Consider the following 25,675-nt stretch of genomic DNA (forward strand, 5'->3'; position numbering starts at 1 on the left):
GGTCGTGGAATGCCGCGGCGTCGAGCCAGTGGATGTCCGGCTCAGGGCACATCGTAGCCCAGGGCCGCCTTGCGGATACGGAACCACTGCTGGCGATCCAGCTGCAATCTGTCGGCCTGCAGGGCGCTGGCGATCCGCTCCCGCCGACCGGAGCCTATGATGGGCAGCGGCTGGCTGGGCAGCCGCATCACCCAGGCGTACACCACCTGCTCCAGGGTCTGGGCCCCCAGCTCCTGACGCACCCGCTCCAGCTCTTCGCGCAGGAAGTGGCAGGCCGGATCGGTCAGCAGGCGACCGCCGCCCAGGCAGGACCAGGCCATGGGCCGGATGCGCAGCTGCTGCAGCTGATCCAGGGTGCCGTCCAGGGTGGGCTCCTGGTGCAAGGGGGATATCTCCACCTGGTTGGTCACCAATGGGAAGGGCAGCCGGGATTGCAGCAGGGCGAACTGCCCGGGAGTGAAGTTGGAGACCCCGGCATGGCGGATCTTGCCCGCCTGGCGCAGGGCGATGAAGGCCTCGGCCACCTCGTCGGCGTCCATCAGGGGATCGGGTCTGTGGATCAGCAGCAGATCCAGATAGTCGGTGCCCAAGCGCTGCAAGGAGCGCTCGGCGCTACTGATGATGTGCTCCCGGCTGGTGATGTAGTGGTTGAGCTGGTGGGCCGGATCCGCGGTCAGGGCGATACCGCACTTGCTGACGATCTCCAGCCGCTGGCGCAGCTCGGGGGCGAGCTTGAGCCCCTCACCGAAGGCCGCCTCGCACTGGTAGCCGCCGTAGATGTCGGCGTGATCCACAGTGGTGACCCCCAGATCCAGGTGATAGTGCAGCAGATCCCGCCGCTGGGCCGGGTTCAGCCCCCACTCCATCAGGCGCCAGTAGCCCATGATGAAACGGGAAAACTCTGGCCCTTCCGGGTGCAGCTTGATACGTGATACGGACATGGTGTGCTCCTCGCAGTATGAGGCCTCATCTTGGCCAAGGCCTCTGGGTCAGGCAATAATAGCGGCTCACAAGATTCGCACTTTGGTACGACCCCTCAGGATTACGAAATGAAAGGTTTTGCCGAGCGGCTGCAACAATTGATGGACGAGGAAAGCGTCAGCGCCTTCGCCCGCAAGGTCGGCCTCTCCGAGTCCCTGATCCGCAAATACCTCAAGGGCGCCGAGCCGGGCTTTGCCAAGGCCAACCAGATCGCCCTCAGGGCCAACTGCTCCCTGGAGTGGCTGGCCACCGGTTGCGGCTACCTCTACCGCCGGGCCGAGGTGGTGGACCGGGAGGCCCTGGCCGCCGCCGACCGCCTCACCGCCGAGCACCTGGGCCGCACACCACTCTGGCAGGGGGAGGATCTCACCACCCTGCTGGCCTACTACCAGTTTCTGCGCAGCCACAAGAAGGAGGACGGCTTCTTCGATCTGGCCCTGGCCCGCCAGTTTGGCAAGCACCTGGACGAGGCCTGACTGGCCAAGCAGTCCCCCCGGCTGGTTAAGGTAGGCCCCCACCAACACAGGAAGACAACGCATCATGCCCCATATCGACAAACTGGCCCTGCTGCAGCTGCAGGACAACCGCCTGCTGATGGTCCGCAGCCAGGGCAAGGCCCTGTTCTACCTGCCCGGCGGCAAGCGCGAGGCCGGCGAGAGCGACACCCAGGCCCTGTGCCGAGAGATAGCCGAGGAGCTGGCGGTGACCCTGGAGCCCGACTCCCTGCAGCATCAGGTCACCCTCAGCGCCCAGGCGGACGGCAAGCCCGCTGGCACCCTGGTGCGCCTCACCTGCTATGCCGGCCACTATGCCGGCACGCCGCAACCCGCCGCCGAGATCGCCGAGCTGGCCTGGCTGGGGCTGGCCGACCGGGCCCGCTGTTCCGCCGCCGCCCTGCTGGTACTGGACTGGCTGGCGCAACAGGGCCTGCTGCGCTAAGCCATCTCAGCGCCGCCAGATGAGAATGGTTTTTGACAAGCCGACCGGCGGGACACTACCTTCAACCCGAGGTGAGTCGTCCTCCCTGCCGGTGGGTGCCGGCAGGCCATCGCCCGTCGGAGGATCCCATGCGTCTGCTGTCCCTCGCCCTGGCGGCCGCCCTGTTGCTGGCCTGCCGTCCCGGTCTGGCCGCCGGCCAGACCGTCCGCTACCTCATCGATAACCAGCCCTTCGAGGGCTACTACCAGGCCCCTCATCCCCATGCCCCCCTGCTGGTGCTGGTGCATGACTGGGACGGCCTCACCGACTACGAGCGGCAACGGGCCGACATGCTGGCCCAGCTGGGTTACCGGGTGTTCGCCCTGGATCTGTTCGGTGAGGGCATACGCCCCACCGCCGAGGCCGACAAGCGCCGCCTCACCGGCGCCCTGTATGCCGATCGTGACCTGTTGCGCCACCGCCTGCAGGCCGGCGTCGCGGCAGCCGAGGCCCAGGGCGACCGTCCGACACCCCGGGTGTTGCTGGGCTACTGCTTTGGCGGCGCCGCCGTGCTGGAGGCCGCCCGCAGCGGCCTGCCGGCCCAAGGCTTTGTCAGCTTCCACGGGGGGCTTGCCACCCCGCCCGGGCAGGACTACCGCCAGACCCGCGGCAGCGTGCTGGTGTTCCACGGCTCGGCGGATGACGCCGTGCCGCTGACCGACTTTGCCGACCTGGCGAGCCGGCTGGAGCAGGCCGGCGTGCCCCACGAGATGACGACCTACAGCGGCGCACCCCACGCCTTCAGCGTGTTCGGCTCCCCCCGCTACCACGCCGAAGCCGACAGAAAATCCTGGCAACGCTTCACCGCCTACCTGCAAGACACCCTGCCGCTGAGCGCCGCCCGGTGAGGTGCCCCCTGCGCCTCCATCCCCCGACTCCCCCTCCCCGGTGCTAGTGCCGGGCGAGCCCAGGGGCTAGAGTGGCGGTAACGCCAACCGGGCCAGCGAGTAGGCTCACACGTAGGAGAGTGCCATGGTGCCTTTGGGTCATTATCGGGATGAGACGGGACAATCCTGTTTCCGGGTGTTCGCGCCGGATGCGGCGCAGCTGGATCTGCTGCTGGACGGGAGCGACCACCCCCTGCCGATGGAGAAGCACGCCAACGGCTACTGGACCCTGCGCCTGCCGCCCCTGGCCGAGGGCCACCGCTACCGCTACCGGGTCAACGGCACCCCCTACCCGGATCCGGCCTCCCGCGCCCAACCCGAGGGGGTACACGGCCCCTCGGCGGTGGCCTACCCGCCCAGCGTGGATCGCTCCGGCTGGGCCGGCATCGCCATCGACGACGCCATCCTCTACGAGCTGCACCTGGGCACCTTCACCCCCGAGGGCAGCCTGGCCGCCGCCACCGACAAGCTGCCGCACCTCAAAGACCTGGGCATCACCGTCATCGAGCTGCTGCCCATCGCCGCCTTCCCCGGCCAGCGCAACTGGGGCTACGACGGCACCTACCAGTTCGCCCTGCAGTCCAGCTACGGCAGCTATGGCGATCTCAAGACCTTCATCGAGACGGCCCACAGCCTGGGCATGGCGGTGATCCTGGACGTGGTCTACAACCACTTCGGCCCGGAGGGCAACTACAGCGCCGCCTTCGCCCCCTACACCAAGGCCGCCGACACCCCCTGGGGCGACGCCATCAACTTCGACCGCGGCCACAGCGAGGGCATCCGCGCCTTTTACCTGGCCAACACCCGCTACTGGCTGCAGGAGATCGGCTTCGACGGCTTCCGCATGGATGCCGTCTCCCTGATCTTCGACGACTCACCACGCCATATCCTGCGGGAAATAACGGATCTAGCCCGGGAGATCGGTCAGGCGGAGCAGCGCCAGGTGCTGATGATCGCCGAACACCTGCGCAACGAGACCCAGGTCACCGCCGCCGACGGCCTGGGCTATCACAGCCAGTGGAACGATGACCTCAACCACGCCCTGTTCGCCTACCTCACCGGCGAGCAGGGCCGCCACTACTCCAGCTTCGGCAGCTTCGCCGACATAGTGAAGGCGCTGCGGGACAGCTTCGTGCTGGACGGCACCCGCTGGCACAAGTTTTACAACCGCCCCTACGGCACCGACGGCCGGGGTACCGCCGCCACCGAACACCTGGTGCACAGCCAGAACCACGATCAGGTGGGCAACCGGCTGCACGGCGATCGCATGATCGCCAGTTACGGCGCCGACAAGGCCCTGCTGGCCGCCACCGCCGTGCTGGCCAGCCCCTATGTGCCCATGCTGTTCATGGGCGAGGAGTATGGCGAGACCGCCCCCTTCCTGTTCTTCGAGGACTTTGGCGATGCCCACCTCGTCGAGGCGGTGCGCCAGGGGCGCAAGGGCGAGTTCGCCTTCGGTGGCGCCGAGCCGCGGGATGCCCACGATCCATCGGCCTTCCTCGACTCCAAGCTGGACTGGTCGCGGCTGGCCGGCGCCGAGGGGCAGCGTATCCTGCACTATTACCGCCAGCTGCTGGCGCTCAAACGCAGCGGCGAGCTGGGGCCGCGGGACAAGGCCCGCTGCCGCATCCAGGCCGACGAGGTTAATCGCCTCCTGCTCATCGAGACCGACAGCCTGCAGACCTGGCTCAACTTTGCCGACCGGGCCCAGCCCCTGCCCGGCGACGCCCGTGGCCGCCTGATCCTGAGCAGCCAGCCCCTGGCCAGCCCCGCCACCCTGCCGCCCTTCGCCGCCGCCCTCTATCGGCGCTAAAACCGGGCTATCTTGCTGCGCCGACGGCCACAAAGAGGCCCGTTCGGCGCTCTTTCCCGCCAACATCTCTGTCTATCCGGTTGATTTATGGCGTCTTGTTCGCTCTGGTGCATGCCGCAGCGCCTAGCACTTTTCTGCTGAAAACATAGACAGAATGGCCGTGATTTTTTGCTGTGACCGGCATCACGACCGCAGCAGAGTCCAGCAGCCATCCTGTGTCTCGATGAAACCGCTTGCAGCGACTTTCACCGGGCCCGGCCCGCTAGCCAGGGGAGCCTGTTGTCCCCCACCCATTGAGACAACCAGGGAGTCAAATTCCATGCGATGCAAACCCAGCGTACTGGCGTGCCTGCTGGCCGCCACCTTCGGCCTCAGCGCCACCGCCCAGGCCATGACAGTCGGCTTCTCCCAGATCGGCTCCGAGAGCGGCTGGCGTACCTCGGAAACCGAGTCCATCAAGGCCGAGGCGCAGCAGCGCGGCATTGAGCTGAAGTTCTCCGATGCCCAGCAGAAGCAGGAGAACCAGATCAAGGCCCTGCGCTCCTTCATCGCCCAGGGGGTAGACGCCATCCTGCTGGCACCCGTGGTGGAAACCGGTTGGGATCAGGTGCTCAAGGAGGCCAAGGACGCCGGCATCCCGGTGGTGCTGGTGGATCGCGGGGTCAAGGTGAAGGATGAGGGCCTCTATCTGACCAAGGTGGCCTCGGACTTCGTGGAAGAGGGCCGTCTGGCGGGCAGCTGGCTGGCCGCCGAGACCAGCGGCAAGTGCGATCTGGTGGAGCTGCAGGGCACCGTCGGCTCCAGCGCCGCCATCGACCGCAAGACCGGCTTTGCCCAGGTGGTGGATCTGTTCCCCCGCATGCATGTCCTGCGCTCCCAGAGCGGTGACTTCACCCGCGCCGGCGGCAAAATGGTGATGGAGAGCTTCCTCAAGGCCGAGAACGGCGGCAAGGGGCTGTGCGCCGTCTACGCCCACAACGATGACATGGCCCTGGGCGCCATCCAGGCCATCAAGGAAGCCGGCCTCAAGCCGGGCAAGGATCTCAAGGTGATCTCCATCGACGCCGTGCCGGACATCTTCAAGGCCATGGCCGAAGGGGAGACCAACGCCACCATAGAGCTCTCCCCCAACCTGGGCGGCCCGGCCTTCGATGCCATCGACGCCGCCAAGGCCGGCAAGGCGGTGCCCAAGTGGATCAAGGTGCAGGGCCCGCTCTACCTGCCCGACACCGCCGCCGCCGAGTATCAGCGCCGCAGCCAGTAAGCCTCAGGTGCCCGGCTTGCCGGGCGCCCCTGCTGACCAGGAGGTCGTCATGCCCCCATCCGCCCTGCTTTCGCTGCGCGACATCGCCATCTCCTTTGGCGACTTCAAGGCGCTGCAGGCCATCCAGGCCGACTTTCACGCCGGTGAGATCCATGCCCTGCTCGGGGAGAATGGCGCCGGCAAATCCACCCTGATCAAGGTCATCACCGGCGTCTACCAGCCCGATGAGGGCCAGCTGTTTCTCGACGGCCAGGCCTACCGGGCCGGCGGCTCCGCCGAGGCCCAGGCCCTGGGCATCAGCACCGTCTACCAGGAGGTGAACCTGATCCCCACCCTGACGGTGGCACAGAACCTCTCGTTGGGCCGTCAGCCCACCCGCTTCGGCCTGGTGCGCTGGGGCGCCGCCCAGCGGCAGGCCCGGGCGCTGCTTGCCCGCCTGGAGCTGGAGATCGACGTCAACCGCCCCCTGGGCTCCTATTCCATCGCCATCCAGCAGCTGGTGGCCATCGCCCGGGCCCTGGCCCTGGATGCCAAGGTGCTGATCCTGGACGAACCCACCGCCAGCCTGGACGGCCACGAGGTGGAGGTGCTGTTCGGCCTGCTGCGCCAGCTGCGCGCCCAGGGCATGGCCATCGTCTTCGTCACCCACTTTCTCGATCAGGTGTATGCCCTGTGCGACCGCATCACCGTGCTGCGCAACGGCCGCCTGGTCACCTCGGCGCCCATCGCCGAACTGCCCCGCCTCAAGCTGGTGGAGCAGATGCTGGGCCGGCAACTGGCCCCCAGCGACAGCCCGACCCAGGATACCGCCCGGCAGAGCGACAAACAGCAACACCCCCTGCTGCTGGAGGTGGATCGCCTGGGGCGCAAGCGCATGCTGGAACCCCTCAGCTTCAGCCTGCGCCAGGGGGAAACCCTGGGGCTGGCCGGCCTGCTGGGCTCGGGCCGCACCGAGACGGTCAAGCTGCTGTTTGGCGCCGAGCGGGCGGACAGCGGTCAGCTGCGCCTCGCCGGCGCCCCCTGCACCATCCACAACCCGCGCCAGGCCATCCGCCAGGGGCTGGGCTTCTGCCCCGAGGATCGCAAGCGCGAGGGGCTGGTGCTGGAGCTGTCGGTGCGGGAGAACCTGATCCTGGCGCTGCAGGCCAAGCGCGGCTGGCGCAAGCCGATCCCCGAGGCCCAGCAGCAACAGCTGGCCGACGAGATGATCCGGGCCCTGGGCATCGCCACCCCGGATGCCGAGAAGCCGGTGGGGCAATTGAGCGGCGGCAACCAGCAGAAGGTGATCCTGGGTCGCTGGCTCATCGCCCAGCCCAGGCTGCTGATCCTGGACGAGCCCACCCGGGGCATAGACGTGGGGGCCCACGCCGAGATCGTCGCCCTGATCCGCCGGCTGTGTGCCGAGGGCATGTCCCTGCTGGTGGTCTCCTCCGAACTGGATGAGGTGGTGGTGTTCAGCGACCGCATCATGGTGATGCGGGACCGCTTCAAGGCCGCCGAGCTGACCGCCCCCCTGCACCCCAACGACATCATCAAGGCCATCGCATCATGACCCTACCCCTCTCTCTCTCCCAGGCGCCCCAGCGGCGTCGCGGCACCGGCGGCGGAACGCACCAGCAGTGGCTGCTGCCGGTCACCGCCTTGGCCCTGATCTTCCTGGTCAACGCCCTGCTCTCCCCCAGCTTCTTCTCCTTGGGGGTGGTGGAGGGCCACCTGTACGGCAGCCTGGTGGACATACTGCACCGGGGCGCGCCCCTGGCGCTGCTGGCCATCGGGATGTCCATCGTCATCGGCACCGGCGGCATCGACCTGTCGGTGGGGGCCATCATCGCCATCTGCGGCAGCCTGATGGCGGTGCTGATCCAGCAGGATGTCTCCCCCCTGCTCACCACCCTGCTGACCCTGGGGGCCGGCCTGCTGTGCGGCCTGTGGAACGGCCTGCTGGTGGCGGTGCTGCGCATCCAGCCCATAGTCGCGACCCTGATCCTGATGGTGGCGGGCCGGGGCATAGCCCAGATGATCACCGGCGGCCAGATCGTCACCTTCCACAGTGAGGTGTTCGGCCAGCTGGGCAGCGGTTACCTCGTCATGCTGCCCATGCGGGTGATCCTCACCGCCCTGGTGCTGGGGCTGCTCATCGCCCTGGTGCGCCGCTCGGCCCTCGGGCTCTTCATCGAGGCGGTGGGGGGCAACGCCGAGGCCAGCCGGCTGGCGGGTATCGACAGCCGGGGCATCCTCATCGGCGCCTACCTCATCTCCGGCCTGTGCGCCGCCTTCGCCGGCATGATCATCGCCGCCGACATCAGCGGCGCCGATGCCAACAACGCCGGGCTGTGGATGGAGATGGACGCCATCCTGGCGGTGGTGATCGGCGGCGCCTCGTTGGCGGGGGGCCGTTTCTATCTGGGACTGACCCTGCTGGGCACCCTGGTGATCCAGAGCCTGACCACCTCCATCCTGGTGAGCGGCCTGCCGGCCCAGTACAACCTGCTGGTGAAGGCCCTGGTCATCCTGGTGTTCCTGCTGATCCAGTCCCGCCCGGTGAAGCAGCGGCTGCTGGGCTGGTTGCAGCGCCGCCGCCCGTCCCCCAAGTCATAAGGAGGCCGACATGAAAAATGAACGCTGGATCCCGGTGCTGGCCACCCTGCTGGTACTGTTGCTGCTGTACGCCTTTGGCGTCAGCCAGTACCGCAACTTCGCCTCCACCCTGGTGTTGGGCAACCTGCTGACCGACAACGCCTTTGTCATCATCGCCGGGGTGGGCATGACGCTAGTGATCCTCTCCGGCGGCATCGACCTGTCGGTAGGCTCCATGATCGCCTTTACCGGCGTGCTCATCGCCCTGCTGGTGGGCCAGGCCGGCTGGCATCCCCTGGCGGCCATCGGCTTCGCCCTGCTGCTGGGCACCTGCATCGGCGCCATCATGGGCTACCTGATCGACGCCTTCGAGCTGCAGCCCTTCATCGTCACCCTGGCCTTGATGTTCCTGCTGCGGGGGCTGGCCTTTTTGCTGAGCCTGGAGTCGGTGCCCATCGATCCCCCCTTCGTGGAGCAGTTCGCCAACTTCCGCATCCCCCTGCCGGGCCGCGGCTGGCTCACCGCCTCCGCCCTGGTGATGCTGGTGGTGCTGCTGGCGGGCATGGTGCTGGCCCACTACACCCGCTTCGGCACCAACGTCTATGCCGTGGGGGGTGACAAGAGCTCCGCCGCCCTGCTGGGGGTGTCGGTGCGCGGCACGCTAGTAGGCGTCTACGCCTGCTCCGGTTTCACCAGCGCCCTGGCGGGGGTCATCTACACCCTCTACACCGCCTCGGGCTACCCGCTGGCCACCGTCGGGGTGGAGCTGGACGTGATCGCCGCCGTGGTGATCGGCGGCACCCTGCTCACCGGCGGGGTAGGCTTCATCTTCGGCACCCTGCTGGGGGGCCTGATCCAAGGGGTCATCCAGACGCTGATTGCCTTTGACGGCAGCCTCAACAGCTGGTGGACCAAGATCGTCATCGGCCTGCTGCTGTTCATCTTCATCGTGCTGCAACGGCTGCTGAGCCGCTCCTTCGGCTCCATGCTGAAGGCCGCCTAGCGGCCCCGAGGCCTGGTCCGCTACAGGCTGGGCAAGGCCTCCCCCAGCAGGTACTCCACCAGCAGGCGCAGGCGCAGCAGCTGGGGCGCCCTGTCCCGGTAGAGCAGGTAGCAGGGCCTGGGCTGCCCCTGCCAGGGGGCCATCACGGGCACCACCTCGCCGCTGGCCAGCCAGGGCGCCATCAGGGAGCGGGACACCAGCCCCACCCCCAGACCGGCGGCCACCACCTGGGCGACGGTGGCCAGATCGTCCACCGCCAGCCGCACATTCTCCCCAGGGCGGTACTCCAGCCGCTCGCCCGTCTCGGGCTGCCACAGGCGCCAGCGGGTCACCGGCTTGCCCACCACCAGGGGGACAGTCCCGAGCTGTTCCGGCGCCTGCAGGCTCGCCACCGCCGGGCTGTCATGCCGGGCAAACAGGCCCATGGGGATCTGCCCCAGGGGGCGGGCGATCCATTCGGCGATCTGCGGCTCCCCCACCCGGATGGCCAGATCCACCCCCTGGTCGCTGAGATCTATGTTGCTGTTGGAGAGGGTCAGGTCCACCTGGATATGGGGGTAACGCAGCAGGAAGCGACCCAGGGCCGGCCCCAGCCAGGCTTGGGCCAGGTTGATGGGCGCCGCCACCCGGATGGGCCCCCGCGGCAGCTGGCGCTCGTCATCCAGTTCGCCGGAGATGGTGTTGAGCTCGGCAAACAGCGGGTCGCAGCGCGCCAGGTAGCGGCTGCCGGTGTCCGTGAGGCTGAGCCGATGGGCGTTGCGGTGCAGCAACCGCAGCCCCAGCTGCTGCTCCAGCCGCGCCAGCCGGCGGCTCAGGGTGGAGACCGGCATGGCCAGCTGCGCCGCGGCGGCGGTGAGGCTGCCCTGGTGGGCCACCACCCAGAACAGCCGCAGATCGTCCAATGAGTAGGGAGTTTTCATTTATGGAACCTCATGTCCCGTTTTTGCCCGTTTAATCCATTTATGGAAGCAATACACTGGAGCTCATCCCCTAGCAAGCCCCGGAGGCTCCATGAACCGCGCATCCCCCACCCTGCCGATCCTGCTGCTGCTGATCTGCGTCTTCTCCTGGGGCAGCGTCTTCCCCATCGCCAAACAGGTGCTGCTGGAGATGAGCGACCTGGCCCTGGCCATCTGGCGCTTCGTCATCGCCATCGTCTGCCTGGGCGCCTACCTGGGGCTGCGCCGCCTGAGCTGGCCCCGCCTGGCCCTCTGGCAATATGCGGTGGTGCTGCTGATCGGCGCCCTGGGGATCGGCGGCTTCAACCTGGCGCTGTTCGCCGGGCTGCGGCAGACCTCCGCCACCAACGGTGCCCTCATCATGGCCCTGAGCCCCCTCACCACCGCCCTGATCTCCAGCCTGCTGGGCAGCCACCGCCTGAGCCGGGTGCAATGGCTGGGCATGGTGCTGGGGCTGGCCGGAGTACTGCTGGTGATCACCCAGGGCCACCCGGCCCAGCTGCTGCGGCTGCAGATCAACCACGGCGACCTACTGGTGCTGCTGGCCATGCTCACCTGGTGCGGCTATACCCTGGCCTCCCAGGCGGTGGGCCGCTGGCTGCCCAGCCTGCCCCTGACCCTGCTCAGCATGCTGGCGGGGCTGGGCGCCCTGCTGCTCACCGGCCTGCTGCTGCCGGGCAGCCACCCCTGGCAGGGGCTGGGCCAGCTCTCCGGCGGCGCCCTCTTGGGGGTCTTCTACATAGGCCTGCTCTCCACCGTGCTGGGCTACCTGTTCTGGCTGCAGGGCATCCAGGCCCTGGGCGCCCCCAAGGCCTCACTCTACTACAACCTGGTACCCGTGTTTGCCGCCCTGGTGGCCCTGGCCTTGGGTCAGCCCTTGAGTCAGATCCAGCTGGTGGGCATGCTGGTGGTGCTGCTGGGGCTCACCGCCCCCCTCTGGCTGCCCCGGGTGCGGCTGCCCCTGTTATCCTAACTTGCCCAAGGAGACGTCATGACCTATCCCATCGAAGCCCGCTGCCAGTGCGGCCAGGTCCACTACCGACTGCTGACCGCCCCCCTCAAGGTGATGGCCTGCCACTGCCAGGCCTGCCAGACCCTCTCCTCCGCCCCCTTCAGCGTCACCGCCCTAGTGCGGGCCGAGGACATAGAGATCGAGGGCGAGCTGGCCCGCTGCCAGCGGGTGGCGGACAGCGGCAACCTCAACCTGGGCTTCTTCTGCCCCGGCTGCGGGGTGCGCATCTACCATCTGAACCCCCAGCAGCCGGAGATCATCAAGCTCAAACTCAAGCCGGTGGGCCCGGCCGCCGCCCTGTTCGCCCCCCAGGCCCATGTCTGGATCAGCGAAAAGCTGCCCTGGGTCAGCCTGCCGGACGGCATGCCCTGCTTCGAGCGGCAGGCCCAATAGTCCCCGCCGGCCTGCACCGGTCGAACAAAGCAAAACGGCGCCAAAAGGCGCCGCTTTACCATCTGGCCGGTTGAATTCCGGCAGGCTTATTCCAGCAGGCTGCGCAGCATCCAGGCGGTCTTCTCATGCAGCTGGATGCGCTGGGTCAGCAGATCGGCGGTGGCCTCGTCCTGGGCGCCGTCCACCAGCTCGAACAGGGAGCGGGCGGTGCGCACCACGGCCTCCTGACCGGCCACCAGATTGGCGATCATCTGCTCTGCCTTGGGCGCCTCGCTGTCTTCGGGGATCACCGTCAGGCGGGCAAACGCCTGATAGGTGCCCGGTGCCTTGGCGCCCAGGGAGCGGATGCGCTCGGCGATCATATCCACCGCCAGGGCCAGCTCGTTGTACTGGGTCTCGAACATCAGGTGCAGGCTGTTGAACATGGGCCCCGTGACGTTCCAGTGGTAGTAGTGGGTCTTCAGATACAGGGTATAGGTGTCGGCCAACAGGCGGGAAAGCCCCTCGGCGATGGCCAGGCGGTCGCTTTCCGGGATACCGATGTCGATGGGTTGCGTAGTCATGGGATGTCCTCCTGGTTGAGTCTTAAAGCCACAGCAAATGTGCTGCCATTGAGCTAAGAATAATCCCCACACTTAATCTGTGAAAATGAGAATAATCTATCGCTCAATCGGATTTTACGATTGCCTGACCAACCACTCCCGCAGCAGGCCCAGGAAGCGATCCCGGGGCCTGTGGCTGCGGGCGTGCCGCTTGCTGATGGCCACCACCCCCAGGCTATAGTGGTGCTGCGCCGGCAGCAGGGACCGCAGCTGACCGGCGGCCACCAGGGGCGCAGCGTAGCTCTCCGGCAGGAAGCCGAGGTAGCCACCGGAGAGCAGCAGGGCCGCCCGGCTCTCGTAGTAGTAGGCCTTGCCGAGACGCTGGAAGCCCGCCAGCTGGCGGCTGATCTCCGGGTGCACCTGCAGCTCGGCATGGGCCAGGCGGCAACCGGGCAGGGCGGCGGCCAGCGCCGCCTCGTCCGTCTCGGTAAACAGGGGGTGGCTGGCGCCGCAGTAGAGGTAGCAGGACTCCTCGTACAGCGGCAGGTAGTCCAGCCCCGCCAGCTCCCGGTGGAAGGGGATGATGCCGAGGTGGATCTCCTCGGCCAGCACCCGCCGCTCAATCTCCCCCATGGCTTCGATGTCCAGCGCCAGCCGTACCTGGGGCGCCTGCTGGACGAACTCCTGCATCACGGGCACCAGAGGGCAGCGGGGATCCAGCACCAGGGCGTCGCTGGTGAGGATGCGCAGCTCGCCCCCCAGCTGGACATGCAGGGCATTCAGACTGCTGCGAAAATCCTCCAGCTGCTCCAGCAGCCGGTTCACCGCCTGGTAGACCTGCTGCCCCTCTTCGCTCAGCACGAAGCCACTGCGGCCCCGCTGGCAGAGCTTGAGCCCCAGCCGCGACTCCAGGTTGGCCATGTGGATGCTGATGGTGGAGCGGCTGACGTTGAGCTCGGTCTCCGCGGCGGCGAAGCCGCCACACTCCACCACCGTCTTGAAGATCTTCAGCAGGCGCAGATCGAAATCGGCGATCTGGGCTATGGTGGGCGCCTTGGCCATAGGTTGAGCCTTATCAAACTATGTATTGATACGCCGTAATCTATCATACAAAAAACCGCGGCTACCATGGCCTCAACACGCTACCCCTGTCGAGGTGATGATGACTGCTTCCCCCTATGCTGCCCTGCTGCGCCAACAGGCCTATATCGATGGTCGTTGGCTGGACGGCGCCGAAACCTTCACGGTGACCAACCCTGCCACCGGCGCCTGTATCGCCCAGGTGCCGGATCTGGGCGCCGCCGATACCCAGGCGGCCATCGCTGCCGCAGAAGCCGCCCTGCCGGCCTGGCGCGCCCTGCCCGCCAAGCAACGCAGTGCCGTGCTGCGCCGCTGGTACGATCTCATCCTGGCCAATGCCGATGGCCTGGCGGCCCTGATGACCGCCGAACAGGGCAAACCCCTGGCGGAAGCCAAGGGCGAGGTGGCCTACGGCGCCAGCTTCGTGGAGTGGTTCGCCGAAGAAGCCAAGCGGGTCTACGGTGACACCATCCCTGCCCCCAGCGGTGACAAGCGGCTGCTGACCATCAAGCAACCCATCGGCGTGGTGGCGGCCATCACCCCCTGGAACTTCCCGGTGGCCATGATCACCCGCAAGGTGGCCCCGGCCCTGGCCGCCGGCTGCACAGTGGTGCTCAAGCCCTCCGACGAGACCCCCCTGTGCGCCCTGGCCCTCACCGCCTTGGCCGAGCAGGCCGGTCTGCCCGCCGGGGTGCTCAACGTCATCACCAGCCGTCAGGCCGCCGCCGTGGGCCAGGTGCTCACCGACAGCCCTGTGGTGCGCAAGCTGACCTTCACCGGCAGCACCGGCGTCGGCAAGCGCCTGATGGCCCAGTGCGCCGGCACCGTCAAGAAGCTCTCCCTGGAGCTGGGTGGCAACGCCCCCTTCATCGTGTTTGACGACGCGGATCTGGACCTGGCCATCCAGGGCATACTGCTGGCCAAGTTCCGCAACGCCGGTCAGACCTGCATCTGCGCCAACCGCCTGCTGGTGCAAGAAGGCATTTTGCCGGAGTTCGCCCGTCGGCTGGCCGACGCCATGGCCGCCTTCAATGTGGCCGACGGTGCCAGCGGCAACAGCCAGATCGGCCCCCTCATCAACGCCGCGGCGGTGAGCAAGGTGCAGTCCCTGGTGGACGACGCCCTGGCCGCCGGCGCCCAGTGCCAGTTCCGCCACCCGCAACTGCCCGAGGCCGGCCACTTCAGCGCCCCCACCCTGCTGACCGGCGTGACCCCGCAGATGCGCATCGCCAAGGAGGAGATCTTCGGCCCGGTGGCCAGCATCCTGGCCTTCAAGGACGAGGCCGAGGCCATCGCCCTGGCCAATGACACCCAGTCCGGTCTGGCCGCCTACCTCTACACCCGGGATCTGGGTCGCCTGTTCCGGGTGGCCGAGGCCCTGGAGTACGGCATGGTGGGCATCAATGACAGCGCCATCTCCAACGAGGTGGGGCCCTTCGGCGGCGTCAAGGAGTCCGGTCTCGGCCGGGAAGGATCCAAGTACGGTATCGACGAGTTTCTCGAGGTGAAATACCTCTGCCTGGGCGGCCTCTGAGCCGCCACCTTCCAAGAATTCAAGGTTCATCAAGGAGTTGAAAATGAGCAACGCACAATGGCAAGCCCGTAAGGAAAAGGTGTTCGCCCGTGGGCTGGCCAGCATGGCCCCGGTGTTTGTGGAGAAGGCGAAGAACGCCGAGCTGTGGGATCTGGACGGTAAGCGCTACATCGACTTCGCCGCCGGCATCGCCGTGGTCAACACAGGCCACCTGCATCCCAAGGTACAGGCCGCCGTGGCCGCCCAGATCGAGCAGTTCAGCCACACCTGCCTCACCGTCACCCCCTATACCCAGGCGGTGGAGCTGGCCGAGGGCCTGGTGGCCCGCGCGCCCTTCGCCGGTCCGGCCAAGGTCACCTTCGGTAACTCAGGCGCCGAAGCGGTGGAAAACGCCATCAAGATCGCCCGCGCCCACACCGGCCGCCCCGGCATCATCGCCTTCAACGGCGGCTTCCACGGCCGGACCAACCTGACCATGGGCCTGACCGGCAAGGTGAACCCCTACAAGGTGGGCTTCGGTCCCTTCCCCAGCGAGATCTACCACCTGCCCTACCCCAACGACTACCTGGGGGTGAGCGAGGAGTGCGCCCTGACCGCCCTGGACGAGCTGTTCCATTGCGACATCGAAGCCTCCCGGGTAGCGGCCATCATCATAGAGCCCATCCAGGGGGAAGGCGGCTTCTACCCGGCACCCGCCAGCTTCCTCAAGGCGCTGCGTGCCATCTGCGATCAGCACGGCATCGTCTTCATCTGTGACGAAATCCAGTCCGGCTTCGCCCGTACCGGTACCTTCTTCGCGGTGGAAAAGAGCGGTGTCGAACCGGACATCATCACCCTGGCCAAGGGACTGGGCGGCGGTTTCCCCATCTCCGCCGTGCTGGGTCGCGCCGAGATCATGGACGCCGCCATTCCCGGCGGGCTGGGCGGCACCTATGTGGCCTCGCCCATCGGCTGTGCCGCCGGTCTGGCGGTGCTCAAGGTGATCGAAGAAGAACAGCTGTGCCAGAAGGCCAGCCAGCTGGGTGACACCATCCAGGGGCGACTCAAGGCCCTGCAGGCCCGCTTCCCGGCGCTGATCGGCCAGGTGCGTGGCGTGGGCGCCATGGTGGCCATGGAGCTGATCGAAGGCGGTGACCAGGCCAAGGCCAACCCGGCCCTGACCAAGGCCCTGGTGCAGCAAGGCATCGAGGCCGGCATCCTACTGCTCTCTTGCGGGGTGCGCGGTAACGTCATCCGTCTGCTGCCGGCCCTGACCATGGAGCCCGCCATTCTGGACGAAGGCCTGGGCAAGCTCGAAGCCCTGTTCGCCAAGCTGGCCGGCTAACCCCAGCCACATAAATGACAAAACCGGCGCCCAAGGCGCCGGTTTTTGTTTGGGGCACTGTCACCGGTGTCAGCCTGTGAGAGGGCAAGCCGACACCGGCAACAGTGCAAACGGGGTGACTCAGGCCGCCTGTTGCAGTCGCTCGAGCCGGCGGAACAGCCGCAGCAGGCGATCGCGGCAGCCGGGCTTGTTGCATTGGCCACAGCACAGGCGCTGCAACTCTTCCAGCGGTCGCCAGGCGTAGTCCCGGCAGGCGTGCTGCCAGTCGGCGCTGAGTGCCGGGTCGGCGGCCGCCGCCAGCAGTTCGCGGCAACCGCGTTCATACAGGGTGAAGGCCTGCTCCTCGGCCAGCAGGGCCTGCTGACGCAGCTCCTCCAAGAAGCGCTCTATGCCCTCATCGGGACGCCCCTGGCCCAGGCGGACTCGCCAGCCTCGGGGCGCAATGCGGGATGCGGTAGATGTCATGTCCATCAGGGCCTAGCCTCCTTGCCATCAGATGATAATCATTTTTATTTGATAACCATTCTCAATGCAAGCCCTGATTGGCGCTTTTTTATGCCACGGCCAGCCGGTCACACCACCAGTGGACGCCCGGTCAGCGGGTGATGCCACAGCTCGGGACCCGGGCCATAGAGCCGGGCCAGATGGTCGACGGTGAGTATGGCCTCGGCAGAGCCCTCGGCCAGCAACCTGCCCTGCTGCATCAGCACCAGGCGGTCGGCATAACGGCTGGCCAGGTTGAGATCGTGCAGCACCATCAACACTCCGTGCCCGCGACGGGCCACCGCCTGGATCTGCTGCAACACCTGGTGCTGATGACCGGGATCCAGCGCCGAGGTGGGCTCGTCCAGCAGCAGCAGACCCGGCTCCTCGTCCGCCAGCTGGCAGAGCACCCGGGCCAGATGCACCCGCTGCCGCTCCCCGCCGGAGAGCTGCAGATAGGGCGCCTGCCGCAAGGCCCAGACATCCATCTGCTCCATGCACCGCCGTATGATGGTCGCCTGGGCCTGCCGGGGCCCGGGCCAGGGCAGGCGCCCCAGTGCCACCACGGACTCGGCGGGAAAATCGAAGCGCAGATCGCTGTGCTGAGGCAGCACCGCCAGCCGTCGGGCAAGCCGCGGGGCCGCCCACTGGGCCCGGGTCTGACCGAACAGCCGGATCTGACCCGTGTGGCGCCGCTCGCCGGCGATGGCCTGCAGCAGGGTCGACTTGCCACAGCCATTGGGTCCCAGCAGGATCACCAGCTCGCCGGCGGCCACCTCAAGCTGGATGTCATCCAGCAGACGCCGCGAGCCCAGCTGCAGGCTGACCTGCTCCAACTGCAGCGGCGTCATAGGGCACGCCCCTGCTGCTGACGCAGCAACCAGAGAAAGAAGGGCGCCCCCAGCGCAGCCGTGATGAGGCCCACCGGGATCTCCGCCGGTGCCGCCAGACGGCGGGCCAGCCAGTCGGCTACCAGCAACAGGGCCGCCCCCGCCAGCAGGCTGTGGGGTAGCAGGCGACGATAATCCGGCCCGACCGACATTCGCACCAGATGGGGCACCATCAGGCCGATGAAGCCGATGATGCCGGAGACGGCCACCGCCACCCCGACCCCCAGGGCGCAGAAGAGCACCGTCTGCCACTTGAGCCGCTCCACCGCCACCCCCAGGTGGCGGGCATCCGCCTCGCCCAGCAACAGGGCATTGAAGGCCTGAGCCCGATAGCGGCTCCAGCCGGCCAGTAGAGCAAGACAACCCCAGGCCAGTAGCACCTGCGGCCAGCTGGCGCCCCCCAGTGAGCCCATCTGCCACAAGGAGAGATTACGCAGCTGTTCGTCATCGGCCACGTAGTTGAGCAACCCCAGCACGGCGAAGGCCAGGGCGCTGATGGCCACCCCGGCCAGCAGCAGCATGCCCATGGAGGTGCCGAAGGGCCCCCGCGCCAGGTAATAGACCAGGGCCGTGGTGACCACCCCGCCGACAAAGGCCAGCAGGGCGGTGGAGCCCAGTGCCAGCCAGGCCAGTCCCACCCCGGGCAGCACCACTATGGCCAGCCCGGCCCCCAGGGCCGCCCCGGCGCTGACCCCTATGATGCCGGGATCCGCCAAGGGGTTGCGAAACAGCCCCTGCAACAGGGCGCCGGTGAGGGCCAGCAGGCCACCGATGGCCAGGGCCAGCAGGCTGCGGGGCAGCCGGATCTGCCACAATACCGTGCTGTGCAAGGGTTCCCCCTGCCCTGTAAGGGCGGCCCAGGTATCGGCGGCTGACAGCCCCAGGGCCCCGGAGGTCAGGGAAAGCAGACCCAGCCCGGGCAGCAAGGGCAGCCAGAGCCAGTGCAACGAGCGGCGTGACATCATCTTCAGGAGGCGCTACCTGCGGCAGACAGGAGTTTTTGTTGCAGGTCCGCCGCCGCACTCAGGCTGGTGAGGTTCAGCCCGCCGATGAGGGCCGACCCGGGAATGGTGTACAAGGGCAGGGACTTGAGTTCCGGCGTCTGCGCCAGCTGAGGCAACGCATGCTGCAACAGTTGCGGATCCACCTGCAGGCTGCGCTCGCTCACCACCAGACCGTCCGGCTTCATGGCCAGCAGTCCCTCCAGGTTAAGCAACGGATAATTGTGCAGGCCAGCCGCCGGGTTCTCCCCACCTGCCAGCCGGATCAGGGTATCGGCCGGGGTATTGCCTCCGGCCACCATGGGCGGACGCCCCGGCACCACCAACAGATAGACCAGCCGCGGCTTGGCCGACAGCCGGGTCGCCTGTTGGCTAAGTTGGCTCACCTGCCGATCCACGGCTTGGGTTAACTGGTGGGCGGCCTCCGGACGCTGCAACAGATCCCCCAGGGTCTGGATGTTGGCCAGCAGGCTGGGCACATCGCCACCGGCCGGCAGGCTCACCACCTTGACGCCGGCCTTTGCCACCTGCTGCAGCGTGCTGGCCGGCCCCATCTCCTCACTGCCCAGCAACAGGCTGGGTTTCAGTGCCAGCAGGCCTTCGGTGGCCAGTTGTCGGTGATAACCCACCACCGGCAGGGCTTGATCGGCGGGCAGATGGCTGGAGCTGTCCACAGCCACCAGTTGGTCAGCGGCGCCCAGCGCCTGGATCAGGCCGGTGACGCCGGCACCGGCGGAGACGATACGTTCCTGGGCCTGCAGGCCGGCGGCCAGCAACAGGAGTCCACTCAACAGGTATTTCATCATGATGATTCCTTGAACAAATGTGCCATAGCCGCCTCGGCGGCGCTGGACCCACTATAGCGATCCCTTGCCACACTTACAAATGCGAATTGTTTGCATTTGCTTTTTGTTCGAATTAGGCTAGCCCGGTTTTCAGGAACCCACAAAAAAGGAACTGGACCATGCCCTCCCCCTCACAACTCGCCCTTTGCATCAGTGCCGCCCTGGCGATAACCGCCCCCTGGTCGCTGGCGCGTGCCGCCACAACCCCTGTCGCCGACGACAGCACCTTGAACCCCGTGGTGGTCAGCGCCACCCGGGAGGAGACAGATGCCGACCACGCCTCCCGCCAGGTGGCCGTGGTGGATCGTCAGGCACTGGACAGCCAGCAGCCGGACTCGGTGGCCGATGCCCTCAAGTACCAGAGCAACGTGGAGGTCGGCGGCGGCAGCCGGCCAGGCGCCCAGACCCCGGTGATCCGCGGCCTCTCCGGCACCCGGGTACTGCAGGTGATCGACGGCGTGCGGCAGAACACCAGCTCGGGTCACAGGGGCACCTACTTTGTGGATCCTGAGCTGATTCAACAGATCGAGGTGGTGAAGGGCCCGGCCAGTGCCCTGTGGGGTAGCGGCGCCCTGGGGGGCGTGGTGGCGGTACAGACCCGCAGCGCCCGGGATCTGCTGACCGGCGGAGAGCAAGTGGGCGGCTATGTCCGTCAGGGCTTCCACAGTGCCGATGACAAGTCGCTCACCAGCGGTGCCCTGTACGGTCAGCAAGGTCAGCATGACTGGTTGGTGAGTGGCTACTACCACGACAGCAATGACATCCGCCTGGGCAATGGCCAGGATCTGACCTACTCCGCCGCCCGTCAGCACGGGGTCATGGGCAAGTACGGCTGGCAACCGGATGACGCTCAGCGCCTGAGCCTGAGTGTGCGCCACAGCCAATCGGATCAGAACGCTCCCTCCAACCCCTCCAGCGAGGTCAGCAGTTCTGTGCCCCTGGTGGAACAGGCCACCCGGGACTTCAACACCACCCTGGATTACCGCCTCAATCCGGCGGACAACCCCTGGCTGGACAGCCGCGTCACCGCCTACCTCAACCGCACCCATTTCGATGAGTACCGGATCGAAAAGCAGCAGCAGGATGTCATTGACTACCAGACCCTGGGCCTCAACGGCAGCAACCGGGCCAGCCTGGGCTGGGGCAACCTGCTGGGCGGCGCGGACATTTACCTGGACAAGACCTGGGGCAGCCGGGAAGGCAGCAGCCGGCCGATCCCGGCGGACGGACGCAGCCGGGTGTGGGGCGCCTACCTGCAGGCCGAAGTGCCCTTCCTGACCCGCTGGCAGCTGACCCCGGGGGTGCGCTACGACAACTTCCATACCGAAGACAAGCAGCAGGCCGACTCGGCCCGCAGCCAGGATCACCTCTCACCGTCCGTTGGGCTCACCTGGTTCACCACCCACTGGCTGACCCTGAATGCCCGCTATGATGAAGCCTTCCGCGCCCCCACCAGTGAAGAGCTCTACACCTCCGGCACCCATTTCTGCATGGGCAGCTTCGCCTGCAACAGCTTCCAGCCCAATCCGGATCTGAAGGCCGAAACGGCGCGCAACAAGGAGATCGGCGCCCGCCTGAACTTCGAACACCTGCTGGCCGACGATCAGTTGGAGCTCAGTGCCAACCTGTTCCGCAACGACATCAACAACTACATAGAGCTGCAGGTCATCAACGACTTCAGCACCATGACCTTCGAAAGTGACTACGCCAACGTCACCCGCGCCCGCATCAGCGGCTACGAACTGGCCGCCGACTACCGCTGGCGCCTGCTGGGCCTGAACCTCAGCTATAGCCAGGCCAAGGGCGAAGACAAAACCGGGGGGGATGCCCTGGCGGATATTCCGGCCAGCAAGCTGGTGTTCGGCATCAGTCAGGGGCTGCTGGACGGCGATGTCCGCCTGGGCAGCCGCTTGAGCTGGTATCGCGATCAGGATCGGGTGCCCTCCTCCAGCAGTACTCAAGGCTATGACGGCTATACCCTGTGGGATCTCACCGCCAGCTGGCGTCCGCAACAGGGCGACTGGCGCAACTGGCAGCTGGATTTTGCCTTGGATAACGTCACGGACGAGTACTACCTGCCGGCCTTCAGCGAGCTGTATGCACCGGGCCGTAACGCCAAACTGGCGGTTGGCTACCGCTTCTAACCAAGAGCGGCCCCGGCGCAAGCCGGGGTCGATGAGATCATGAATATCGCCGCACTGGATGACAGCATACTGGGCCGCCATACCCCGGATCCGCTGCAATTTGCCTTCACCGGCAAGACCCAGGCTCACGCAGGCCGGGGGGGACGACCCATCCTGGATCCCGCCTTGCAGTCCCTGACCCTGGAGGCCCAGCTGGCCGGCCAGCCGGCCGCGGGGCGCCCGCGCTGTCTGTACCTGCACATTCCCTTCTGCCGGGTGCGCTGCACCTTCTGCAACTTCTTTGAAAATGCCGCCAGCCCCGCCTGGATCGAGACCTACCTGCACCACTTCTACGACGAATTGGCCCGCAAGGCCGACAGTGCCTGGGCCCAGGCCGCGCCGTTTGATGCCGTCTATGTGGGCGGCGGCACCCCCACCGACCTAACCGCCGCACAGCTGCAAACCCTGGGTGAGGAAATTCGCCGCCGCTTTCCCCTGGCGGACGATTGCGAACTGACCCTGGAGGGACGCCTGAACCGCTTCGATGACGCACGCTTTGAGGCCAGCCTGACAGCCGGTTTCAACCGTTTCTCGTTCGGGGTACAGAGTTTCGACACCCGGGTGCGCAAGGCCGCCAAGCGACTGGACGACCGCGGCGAGGTGCTGCAGCGCATCGAGCAACTGGTGGCCCGGGACGCCGCCCCCATCATCCTCGATCTGCTGTTTGGCCTGCCCTGGCAGGACGAGAGCTGCTGGCAACAGGACATCGCCGACTTCCTCGACTCTGGCGCCCACGGCGTGGATCTCTACCAGTTGATCCAGATGCCGGGCACCCGGCTCAGTGAACTGGTGGCCCAGGGACGCCAACCCGTGCCGGCAAATGTGCCTACCCGGGCCCGCATGTACGCCTATGGTGCTAACACCCTGGAACAGGCGGGACTGCAGCGGCTGAGCGTCTGCCATTGGGCGCGGGATGCCCGGGAGCGCAGCCGTTACAACAGCCTGGCCAAGACCTCGGCGGATGTCCTGCCCATCGGGGCCGGCGCCGGCGGCCAGATCAACGGGGTCGCCCTGATGCAAACCCGCAACCTGCAGGACTATCAGCAGCAATGCGGCGAGGGGCGCTGGCCCCTGGCCATGCTGATGGCCCCGGCCCAGCATGGCCGCCGGGATGGCCTGATCAAGGCCAGCTTCGATAAGGGCGTGCTAGATGGCACGGTCTGGGCCGCACAGGGCCAGGATGGGCTGTTTGAACAACTGCGCCCCCTGCTGAACGTCTGGCAGGAGCGGGGGCTGGTGGACCTGGCGGATAACCGTGCCGAGCTGACCCTGGCAGGGCGCTTCTGGAGCGTCAATATGGCCCAGGGCGCCCTGCTGGCATTACAACAAGAAGACCACTCAAAGGAGAATGTGGATGTTACTCAACGAACAGGTGGCGGCGCTCATAGCGCGCCGCGCGGATCAAACCACCCAAGCCATGGCGGAGCAACTGGGCGTCACTGAGGGCGACCTGATCGCCGCCCTGCCCGCCGACTGGGTCACACTCTGGCCCGGTGAACAGACAGAAGCCCTGCTGGGCCAGCTCACCACCTGGGGACCCCTGACCACCATAGTGGAGTCTGCTGGTTCCATCTTCGAGTTCAAGGGCCCTTTCCCGGCCGGACGTAGCGGCCACGGTTACTACAACCTGGGAGGCGATGGCGGTCTGCACGGCCACCTCAAACTGCAAGCCATCCGGCAGATCGCGCTGCTGAGCAAGCCCTTCATGGGGCGCCCCAGCCACGCCTTCGTCTTCATCACCGAAGACGGGCGCTGTGCCTTCAAGATCTATCTTGGCCGCGATGAGGCCCGCCAACTGCTGCCCGCCCAGGTCAGCCGCTTCCAGCAATGGCAACAGGCCACCGGCCTGCCGACCGATTAAGGAGACCACATGCAAGACAAACAAGCCCGACTGCAACAGCGCCTGCTGCCGGAGATCCAGGCCCTGCGGGCACAGTGCCGCAGCCTGATGCTGGCCACCCTGGATGAACAGGGTGCCCCCAATGTCAGCTACGCCCCCTTCGTGTTTCTCGACGGTCACTACTATGTGCTGGTCTCTGAAGTGGCCCGACACGGCCGCAACCTCAAGGCCGTGGCCAAGGCCTCCCTCATGCTCATCGAAGACGAGGCCGACTGCCGTCAGCTCTACGCCCGGGTACGCCTCAGCCACGATGCCGAAGTCAACCAAGTAGCCCGGGACTGCGAACACTGGAACCAGGCCGTCGAAGCCCTGGCCCATCGCCATGGCGACCTGGTGACCAACCTGACCCGCATGGCAGACTTCAGCCTGTTCCGCCTAACCCCGCAGCAGGGCCTGTATGTCAAAGGCTTTGGCCAGGCCTTCGAGGTCAGCAGCGACGATCAGGTGGACATGGTGCACCTGACCGTCGGCCACAAGCCCATGGAGCAGAGCGACCGTTAATTGACTAGCAGCAAGCAAAGAGGGCCCGATGCAGGCCCTCTTTCTTTTCCCAATTCACCAGCCGCTGCGCGTTAGCGGTTGCCGGCGCGGGCGAAGCGGCCCTGTGCCTCGACCTGATAGGCGCCGGTGGCCGCCGGAATGAAGGCGGACTGGCCGGCCACCAGGCTCAGCTGCTGCGCGCCCTGCCGCAGAGTCAGCGGGCCATCGATGGCAAACAGCACCTCGGCACTGTGCGTGCTCAGGCTATGCTCGCCGCTGGCATAGACGCTGAAGGTGAAGTCCGGCACCGGCACCTCATAGTGCTCAACCGCCGCCGCCTGGCGCGGGGCCAGCAAGATCTCGTCCGCCGGTTTGGCCAGGCAGCGGGTGCAGGCCAGCAGCTCGTCCAGATCCATGTGCTTGGGGGTGAGACCGGCCCGCAACACGTTGTCGGAGTTGGCCATGATCTCAAGCCCGGTGCCCCGGACGTAGGCGTGGGGCGTGCAGGCATCCAGGTACATGGCCTGGCCCGGTTGCAGGGTCACCACGTTGAGCAGCAGGGGGGTGAAGAGGCCCACATCCCCGGGATACTGAGTCGCCAGGGCGCTGACCAGGGCGAAGGTCTCCTCCTCCTGATGCTGGGCCGCATAGGCCAGCAGGCCCGCCAGGGCGGCATCCTTGCCGGGGCCACTGAGGCTCAGCAGGGTACGGAAGAAGCCCGCCAGGCCCACCTCGGTCTGATCGGCCCGCAGGGCGGCCAGGGGCGCCGCCAGCTCGGCCACGGCGGCGCGCTCGAACAGCGCCAGTATCTGCGCCAGGGGACGGAAACCGTTCATCGCCTGATAGGGGGTCAGGGCAAACACCAGCTCCGGCTTGTGATTGTCATCCCGGTAGTTTCGGTTCGGGGCGTTGGCCGCCAGACCAGCAGCGTTGTCCTTGGCATAGCCGGCTTCGGCCTGGGCCTTGCTGGGATGAACCTGCACCGAGAGGGCCTTGTCGGCGCACAGCACCTTGAACAGAAACGGCAGGCTGCCGAAGCGCTCGGCGGTGGCAGATCCGAGTGCAGCCACCGGATCCCGTGCGATCAGATCCGACAGCTTGGTGACCACACCGTCACAGATCACCTCGGAACAGCCGTTGGGGTGAGCGCCCATCCACAGCTCGGCCTGGGGCCGATTGTCCGGATTGGCCATGCCGAACAGCTGGGTCAGCGCCACCCGGCTGCCCCAGTCGTAATGCTGGATCGGGTTGTTCATCAGGTAGAAGGCGGGGACGCTCATGTTGGTTTCCTCGGGAAAAATCAAAATGAAAACGAGACGATTAGCGGCGATAGCATCTAAATGGCCTGCCGGATGAAGGTCTAAGCTATTTTGCCGCAGAACCGGAGGTGTGCCCAGCATTCGTTCGGCTCCCACTGAGCGACGAGATTTCGGCATGAATAGGACAAGGCGAGAGCTTGGAGGCAAGAGTGGAACCCTTGGCAAAACAAAAAGCCCTTAGGTCAGATAACCTAAGGGCTCTATTTCAGTGGCGGAGTGGACGGGAC

Annotated in this window: 25 protein-coding genes; 16 read left to right on the forward strand and 9 right to left on the reverse strand. The window is 66.7% G+C overall.

Features of this window, described 5'->3' with window-relative positions; all coding sequences use genetic code 11:
* Positions 1–41: 41 nt before the first annotated feature.
* On the reverse strand, positions 42–941 hold the full coding sequence (locus ABD847_RS03590) for an aldo/keto reductase (protein ID WP_345010122.1): 900 nt from the start codon (positions 939–941) through the stop codon (positions 42–44).
* Positions 942–1,049: 108 nt separating this feature from the next.
* On the opposite strand from ABD847_RS03590, the gene ABD847_RS03595 reads away from it, so the two are divergent.
* The 8 genes from ABD847_RS03595 to yjfF all read left to right on the forward strand — a co-directional run bounded on the left by ABD847_RS03595 (position 1,050) and on the right by yjfF (position 9,503).
* Positions 1,050–1,457 carry a helix-turn-helix domain-containing protein gene (locus ABD847_RS03595; RefSeq protein WP_345010124.1) on the forward strand — a complete coding sequence of 136 codons (408 nt, stop codon included), beginning with the start codon at positions 1,050–1,052 and terminating at the stop codon, positions 1,455–1,457.
* Between the two features lie 64 nt (positions 1,458–1,521).
* A complete protein-coding gene (locus ABD847_RS03600) occupies positions 1,522–1,920 on the forward strand; it encodes an NUDIX hydrolase (protein WP_345010125.1) in 399 nt (132 codons plus the stop codon).
* Positions 1,921–2,048: 128 nt separating this feature from the next.
* Positions 2,049–2,807 (forward strand): dienelactone hydrolase family protein, encoded by a 759-nt coding sequence (locus tag ABD847_RS03605; protein ID WP_345010127.1) that lies wholly within the window; start codon positions 2,049–2,051, stop codon positions 2,805–2,807.
* 124 nt (positions 2,808–2,931) lie between these two features.
* Positions 2,932–4,659 (forward strand): malto-oligosyltrehalose trehalohydrolase, encoded by a 1,728-nt coding sequence (treZ, locus tag ABD847_RS03610; protein WP_345010129.1) that lies wholly within the window; start codon positions 2,932–2,934, stop codon positions 4,657–4,659.
* A 319-nt stretch (positions 4,660–4,978) separates the two neighbouring features.
* Complete coding sequence (locus ABD847_RS03615) at positions 4,979–5,923, forward strand: ABC transporter substrate-binding protein (RefSeq protein WP_345010130.1); 945 nt, start codon at positions 4,979–4,981, stop codon at positions 5,921–5,923.
* A gap of 49 nt (positions 5,924–5,972) precedes the next feature.
* A complete protein-coding gene (locus ABD847_RS03620) occupies positions 5,973–7,475 on the forward strand; it encodes a sugar ABC transporter ATP-binding protein (protein WP_345010131.1) in 1,503 nt (500 codons plus the stop codon).
* The gene (locus tag ABD847_RS03625; protein WP_345010133.1) at positions 7,472–8,521 is read left to right on the forward strand and encodes an ABC transporter permease; all 1,050 of its coding nucleotides are present in this window, start codon (positions 7,472–7,474) and stop codon (positions 8,519–8,521) included. The genes ABD847_RS03620 and ABD847_RS03625 overlap by 4 nt, the downstream gene beginning before the upstream one ends.
* A 10-nt stretch (positions 8,522–8,531) precedes the next feature.
* Complete coding sequence (gene yjfF, locus ABD847_RS03630) at positions 8,532–9,503, forward strand: galactofuranose ABC transporter, permease protein YjfF (RefSeq protein ID WP_345010135.1); 972 nt, start codon at positions 8,532–8,534, stop codon at positions 9,501–9,503.
* Between the two features lie 20 nt (positions 9,504–9,523).
* Here the strand turns inward: yjfF and ABD847_RS03635 are convergent, their stop codons facing one another.
* Positions 9,524–10,423, reverse strand: coding sequence for a LysR family transcriptional regulator (locus ABD847_RS03635; RefSeq protein WP_345010137.1), 900 nt, complete (start codon positions 10,421–10,423; stop codon positions 9,524–9,526).
* A 91-nt stretch (positions 10,424–10,514) separates the two neighbouring features.
* Between ABD847_RS03635 and ABD847_RS03640 the strand changes: the two genes are divergently transcribed.
* Together ABD847_RS03640 and ABD847_RS03645 are read left to right on the forward strand one after the other, a co-directional pair.
* Positions 10,515–11,435: a DMT family transporter gene (locus ABD847_RS03640; RefSeq protein WP_345010139.1), complete on the forward strand. Its 921-nt coding sequence runs from the start codon at positions 10,515–10,517 to the stop codon at positions 11,433–11,435.
* A gap of 18 nt (positions 11,436–11,453) precedes the next feature.
* Positions 11,454–11,867: a GFA family protein gene (locus tag ABD847_RS03645; RefSeq protein ID WP_345010141.1), complete on the forward strand. Its 414-nt coding sequence runs from the start codon at positions 11,454–11,456 to the stop codon at positions 11,865–11,867.
* 86 nt (positions 11,868–11,953) lie between these two features.
* On the opposite strand, the gene ABD847_RS03650 is transcribed toward ABD847_RS03645, so the two are convergent.
* Both ABD847_RS03650 and ABD847_RS03655 read right to left on the reverse strand, forming a co-directional pair.
* A complete protein-coding gene (locus ABD847_RS03650) occupies positions 11,954–12,430 on the reverse strand; it encodes a Dps family protein (protein WP_345010143.1) in 477 nt (158 codons plus the stop codon).
* Between the two features lie 114 nt (positions 12,431–12,544).
* On the reverse strand, positions 12,545–13,471 hold the full coding sequence (locus ABD847_RS03655) for a LysR family transcriptional regulator (protein ID WP_345010144.1): 927 nt from the start codon (positions 13,469–13,471) through the stop codon (positions 12,545–12,547).
* Between the two features lie 97 nt (positions 13,472–13,568).
* Here ABD847_RS03655 and ABD847_RS03660 point away from each other — a divergent pair, with 97 nt between their 5' ends.
* Both ABD847_RS03660 and gabT read left to right on the forward strand, forming a co-directional pair.
* On the forward strand, positions 13,569–15,023 hold the full coding sequence (locus tag ABD847_RS03660) for an NAD-dependent succinate-semialdehyde dehydrogenase (RefSeq protein WP_345010145.1): 1,455 nt from the start codon (positions 13,569–13,571) through the stop codon (positions 15,021–15,023).
* Positions 15,024–15,066: 43 nt separating this feature from the next.
* On the forward strand, positions 15,067–16,347 hold the full coding sequence (gene gabT / locus ABD847_RS03665) for a 4-aminobutyrate--2-oxoglutarate transaminase (protein WP_345010147.1): 1,281 nt from the start codon (positions 15,067–15,069) through the stop codon (positions 16,345–16,347).
* A gap of 120 nt (positions 16,348–16,467) precedes the next feature.
* On the opposite strand, the gene ABD847_RS03670 is transcribed toward gabT, so the two are convergent.
* From ABD847_RS03670 to ABD847_RS03685, 4 genes are all read right to left on the reverse strand, one after another.
* Entirely contained in the window at positions 16,468–16,818 is a 351-nt protein-coding gene (locus ABD847_RS03670) for a hypothetical protein (protein ID WP_345010148.1), read from the reverse strand.
* 101 nt (positions 16,819–16,919) lie between these two features.
* Entirely contained in the window at positions 16,920–17,681 is a 762-nt protein-coding gene (locus ABD847_RS03675) for a heme ABC transporter ATP-binding protein (protein WP_345010149.1), read from the reverse strand.
* Positions 17,678–18,682, reverse strand: a complete 1,005-nt coding sequence (locus ABD847_RS03680) for a FecCD family ABC transporter permease (protein WP_425568380.1) — start codon at positions 18,680–18,682, stop codon at positions 17,678–17,680. The genes ABD847_RS03675 and ABD847_RS03680 overlap by 4 nt, the downstream gene beginning before the upstream one ends.
* 5 nt (positions 18,683–18,687) lie before the next feature.
* Positions 18,688–19,527 carry a heme/hemin ABC transporter substrate-binding protein gene (locus ABD847_RS03685; protein ID WP_345010152.1) on the reverse strand — a complete coding sequence of 280 codons (840 nt, stop codon included), beginning with the start codon at positions 19,525–19,527 and terminating at the stop codon, positions 18,688–18,690.
* Between the two features lie 158 nt (positions 19,528–19,685).
* Between ABD847_RS03685 and ABD847_RS03690 the strand changes: the two genes are divergently transcribed.
* From ABD847_RS03690 to hutZ, 4 genes are read left to right on the forward strand one after another with little or no spacing between them, the layout of a single operon-like run.
* Positions 19,686–21,710: a TonB-dependent hemoglobin/transferrin/lactoferrin family receptor gene (locus ABD847_RS03690; RefSeq protein ID WP_345010154.1), complete on the forward strand. Its 2,025-nt coding sequence runs from the start codon at positions 19,686–19,688 to the stop codon at positions 21,708–21,710.
* 39 nt (positions 21,711–21,749) lie between these two features.
* Positions 21,750–23,192, forward strand: coding sequence for a heme anaerobic degradation radical SAM methyltransferase ChuW/HutW (gene hutW / locus ABD847_RS03695; protein WP_345010156.1), 1,443 nt, complete (start codon positions 21,750–21,752; stop codon positions 23,190–23,192).
* Entirely contained in the window at positions 23,104–23,610 is a 507-nt protein-coding gene (gene hutX / locus ABD847_RS03700) for a heme utilization cystosolic carrier protein HutX (RefSeq protein ID WP_345010158.1), read from the forward strand. Before hutW ends, hutX begins: the two co-directional genes overlap by 89 nt.
* Before the next feature lie 9 nt (positions 23,611–23,619).
* A complete protein-coding gene (gene hutZ / locus ABD847_RS03705) occupies positions 23,620–24,150 on the forward strand; it encodes a heme utilization protein HutZ (protein ID WP_345010160.1) in 531 nt (176 codons plus the stop codon).
* Between the two features lie 71 nt (positions 24,151–24,221).
* Here the strand turns inward: hutZ and manA are convergent, their stop codons facing one another.
* A complete protein-coding gene (gene manA / locus ABD847_RS03710) occupies positions 24,222–25,409 on the reverse strand; it encodes a mannose-6-phosphate isomerase, class I (protein WP_345010162.1) in 1,188 nt (395 codons plus the stop codon).
* Positions 25,410–25,675: the final 266 nt, after the last annotated feature.

This window comes from Pseudaeromonas paramecii (genome assembly GCF_039540575.1).
Classification (GTDB): domain Bacteria; phylum Pseudomonadota; class Gammaproteobacteria; order Enterobacterales; family Aeromonadaceae; genus Pseudaeromonas; species Pseudaeromonas paramecii.

Excerpts from the sequence above, each read along its gene's own strand:
- ABD847_RS03590 (WP_345010122.1), bottom strand. The coding sequence starts at position 941 with ATGTCCGTATCACGTATCAAGCTGCACCCGGAAGGGCCAGAGTTTTCC.
- ABD847_RS03595 (WP_345010124.1), top strand. The coding sequence starts at position 1,050 with ATGAAAGGTTTTGCCGAGCGGCTGCAACAATTGATGGACGAGGAAAGC.
- ABD847_RS03600 (WP_345010125.1), top strand. The coding sequence starts at position 1,522 with ATGCCCCATATCGACAAACTGGCCCTGCTGCAGCTGCAGGACAACCGC.
- ABD847_RS03605 (WP_345010127.1), top strand. The coding sequence starts at position 2,049 with ATGCGTCTGCTGTCCCTCGCCCTGGCGGCCGCCCTGTTGCTGGCCTGC.
- treZ (WP_345010129.1), top strand. The coding sequence starts at position 2,932 with ATGGTGCCTTTGGGTCATTATCGGGATGAGACGGGACAATCCTGTTTC.
- ABD847_RS03615 (WP_345010130.1), top strand. The coding sequence starts at position 4,979 with ATGCGATGCAAACCCAGCGTACTGGCGTGCCTGCTGGCCGCCACCTTC.
- ABD847_RS03620 (WP_345010131.1), top strand. The coding sequence starts at position 5,973 with ATGCCCCCATCCGCCCTGCTTTCGCTGCGCGACATCGCCATCTCCTTT.
- ABD847_RS03625 (WP_345010133.1), top strand. The coding sequence starts at position 7,472 with ATGACCCTACCCCTCTCTCTCTCCCAGGCGCCCCAGCGGCGTCGCGGC.
- yjfF (WP_345010135.1), top strand. The coding sequence starts at position 8,532 with ATGAAAAATGAACGCTGGATCCCGGTGCTGGCCACCCTGCTGGTACTG.
- ABD847_RS03635 (WP_345010137.1), bottom strand. The coding sequence starts at position 10,423 with ATGAAAACTCCCTACTCATTGGACGATCTGCGGCTGTTCTGGGTGGTG.
- ABD847_RS03640 (WP_345010139.1), top strand. The coding sequence starts at position 10,515 with ATGAACCGCGCATCCCCCACCCTGCCGATCCTGCTGCTGCTGATCTGC.
- ABD847_RS03645 (WP_345010141.1), top strand. The coding sequence starts at position 11,454 with ATGACCTATCCCATCGAAGCCCGCTGCCAGTGCGGCCAGGTCCACTAC.
- ABD847_RS03650 (WP_345010143.1), bottom strand. The coding sequence starts at position 12,430 with ATGACTACGCAACCCATCGACATCGGTATCCCGGAAAGCGACCGCCTG.
- ABD847_RS03655 (WP_345010144.1), bottom strand. The coding sequence starts at position 13,471 with ATGGCCAAGGCGCCCACCATAGCCCAGATCGCCGATTTCGATCTGCGC.
- ABD847_RS03660 (WP_345010145.1), top strand. The coding sequence starts at position 13,569 with ATGATGACTGCTTCCCCCTATGCTGCCCTGCTGCGCCAACAGGCCTAT.
- gabT (WP_345010147.1), top strand. The coding sequence starts at position 15,067 with ATGAGCAACGCACAATGGCAAGCCCGTAAGGAAAAGGTGTTCGCCCGT.
- ABD847_RS03670 (WP_345010148.1), bottom strand. The coding sequence starts at position 16,818 with ATGGACATGACATCTACCGCATCCCGCATTGCGCCCCGAGGCTGGCGA.
- ABD847_RS03675 (WP_345010149.1), bottom strand. The coding sequence starts at position 17,681 with ATGACGCCGCTGCAGTTGGAGCAGGTCAGCCTGCAGCTGGGCTCGCGG.
- ABD847_RS03680 (WP_425568380.1), bottom strand. The coding sequence starts at position 18,682 with ATGTCACGCCGCTCGTTGCACTGGCTCTGGCTGCCCTTGCTGCCCGGG.
- ABD847_RS03685 (WP_345010152.1), bottom strand. The coding sequence starts at position 19,527 with ATGATGAAATACCTGTTGAGTGGACTCCTGTTGCTGGCCGCCGGCCTG.
- ABD847_RS03690 (WP_345010154.1), top strand. The coding sequence starts at position 19,686 with ATGCCCTCCCCCTCACAACTCGCCCTTTGCATCAGTGCCGCCCTGGCG.
- hutW (WP_345010156.1), top strand. The coding sequence starts at position 21,750 with ATGAATATCGCCGCACTGGATGACAGCATACTGGGCCGCCATACCCCG.
- hutX (WP_345010158.1), top strand. The coding sequence starts at position 23,104 with ATGTTACTCAACGAACAGGTGGCGGCGCTCATAGCGCGCCGCGCGGAT.
- hutZ (WP_345010160.1), top strand. The coding sequence starts at position 23,620 with ATGCAAGACAAACAAGCCCGACTGCAACAGCGCCTGCTGCCGGAGATC.
- manA (WP_345010162.1), bottom strand. The coding sequence starts at position 25,409 with ATGAGCGTCCCCGCCTTCTACCTGATGAACAACCCGATCCAGCATTAC.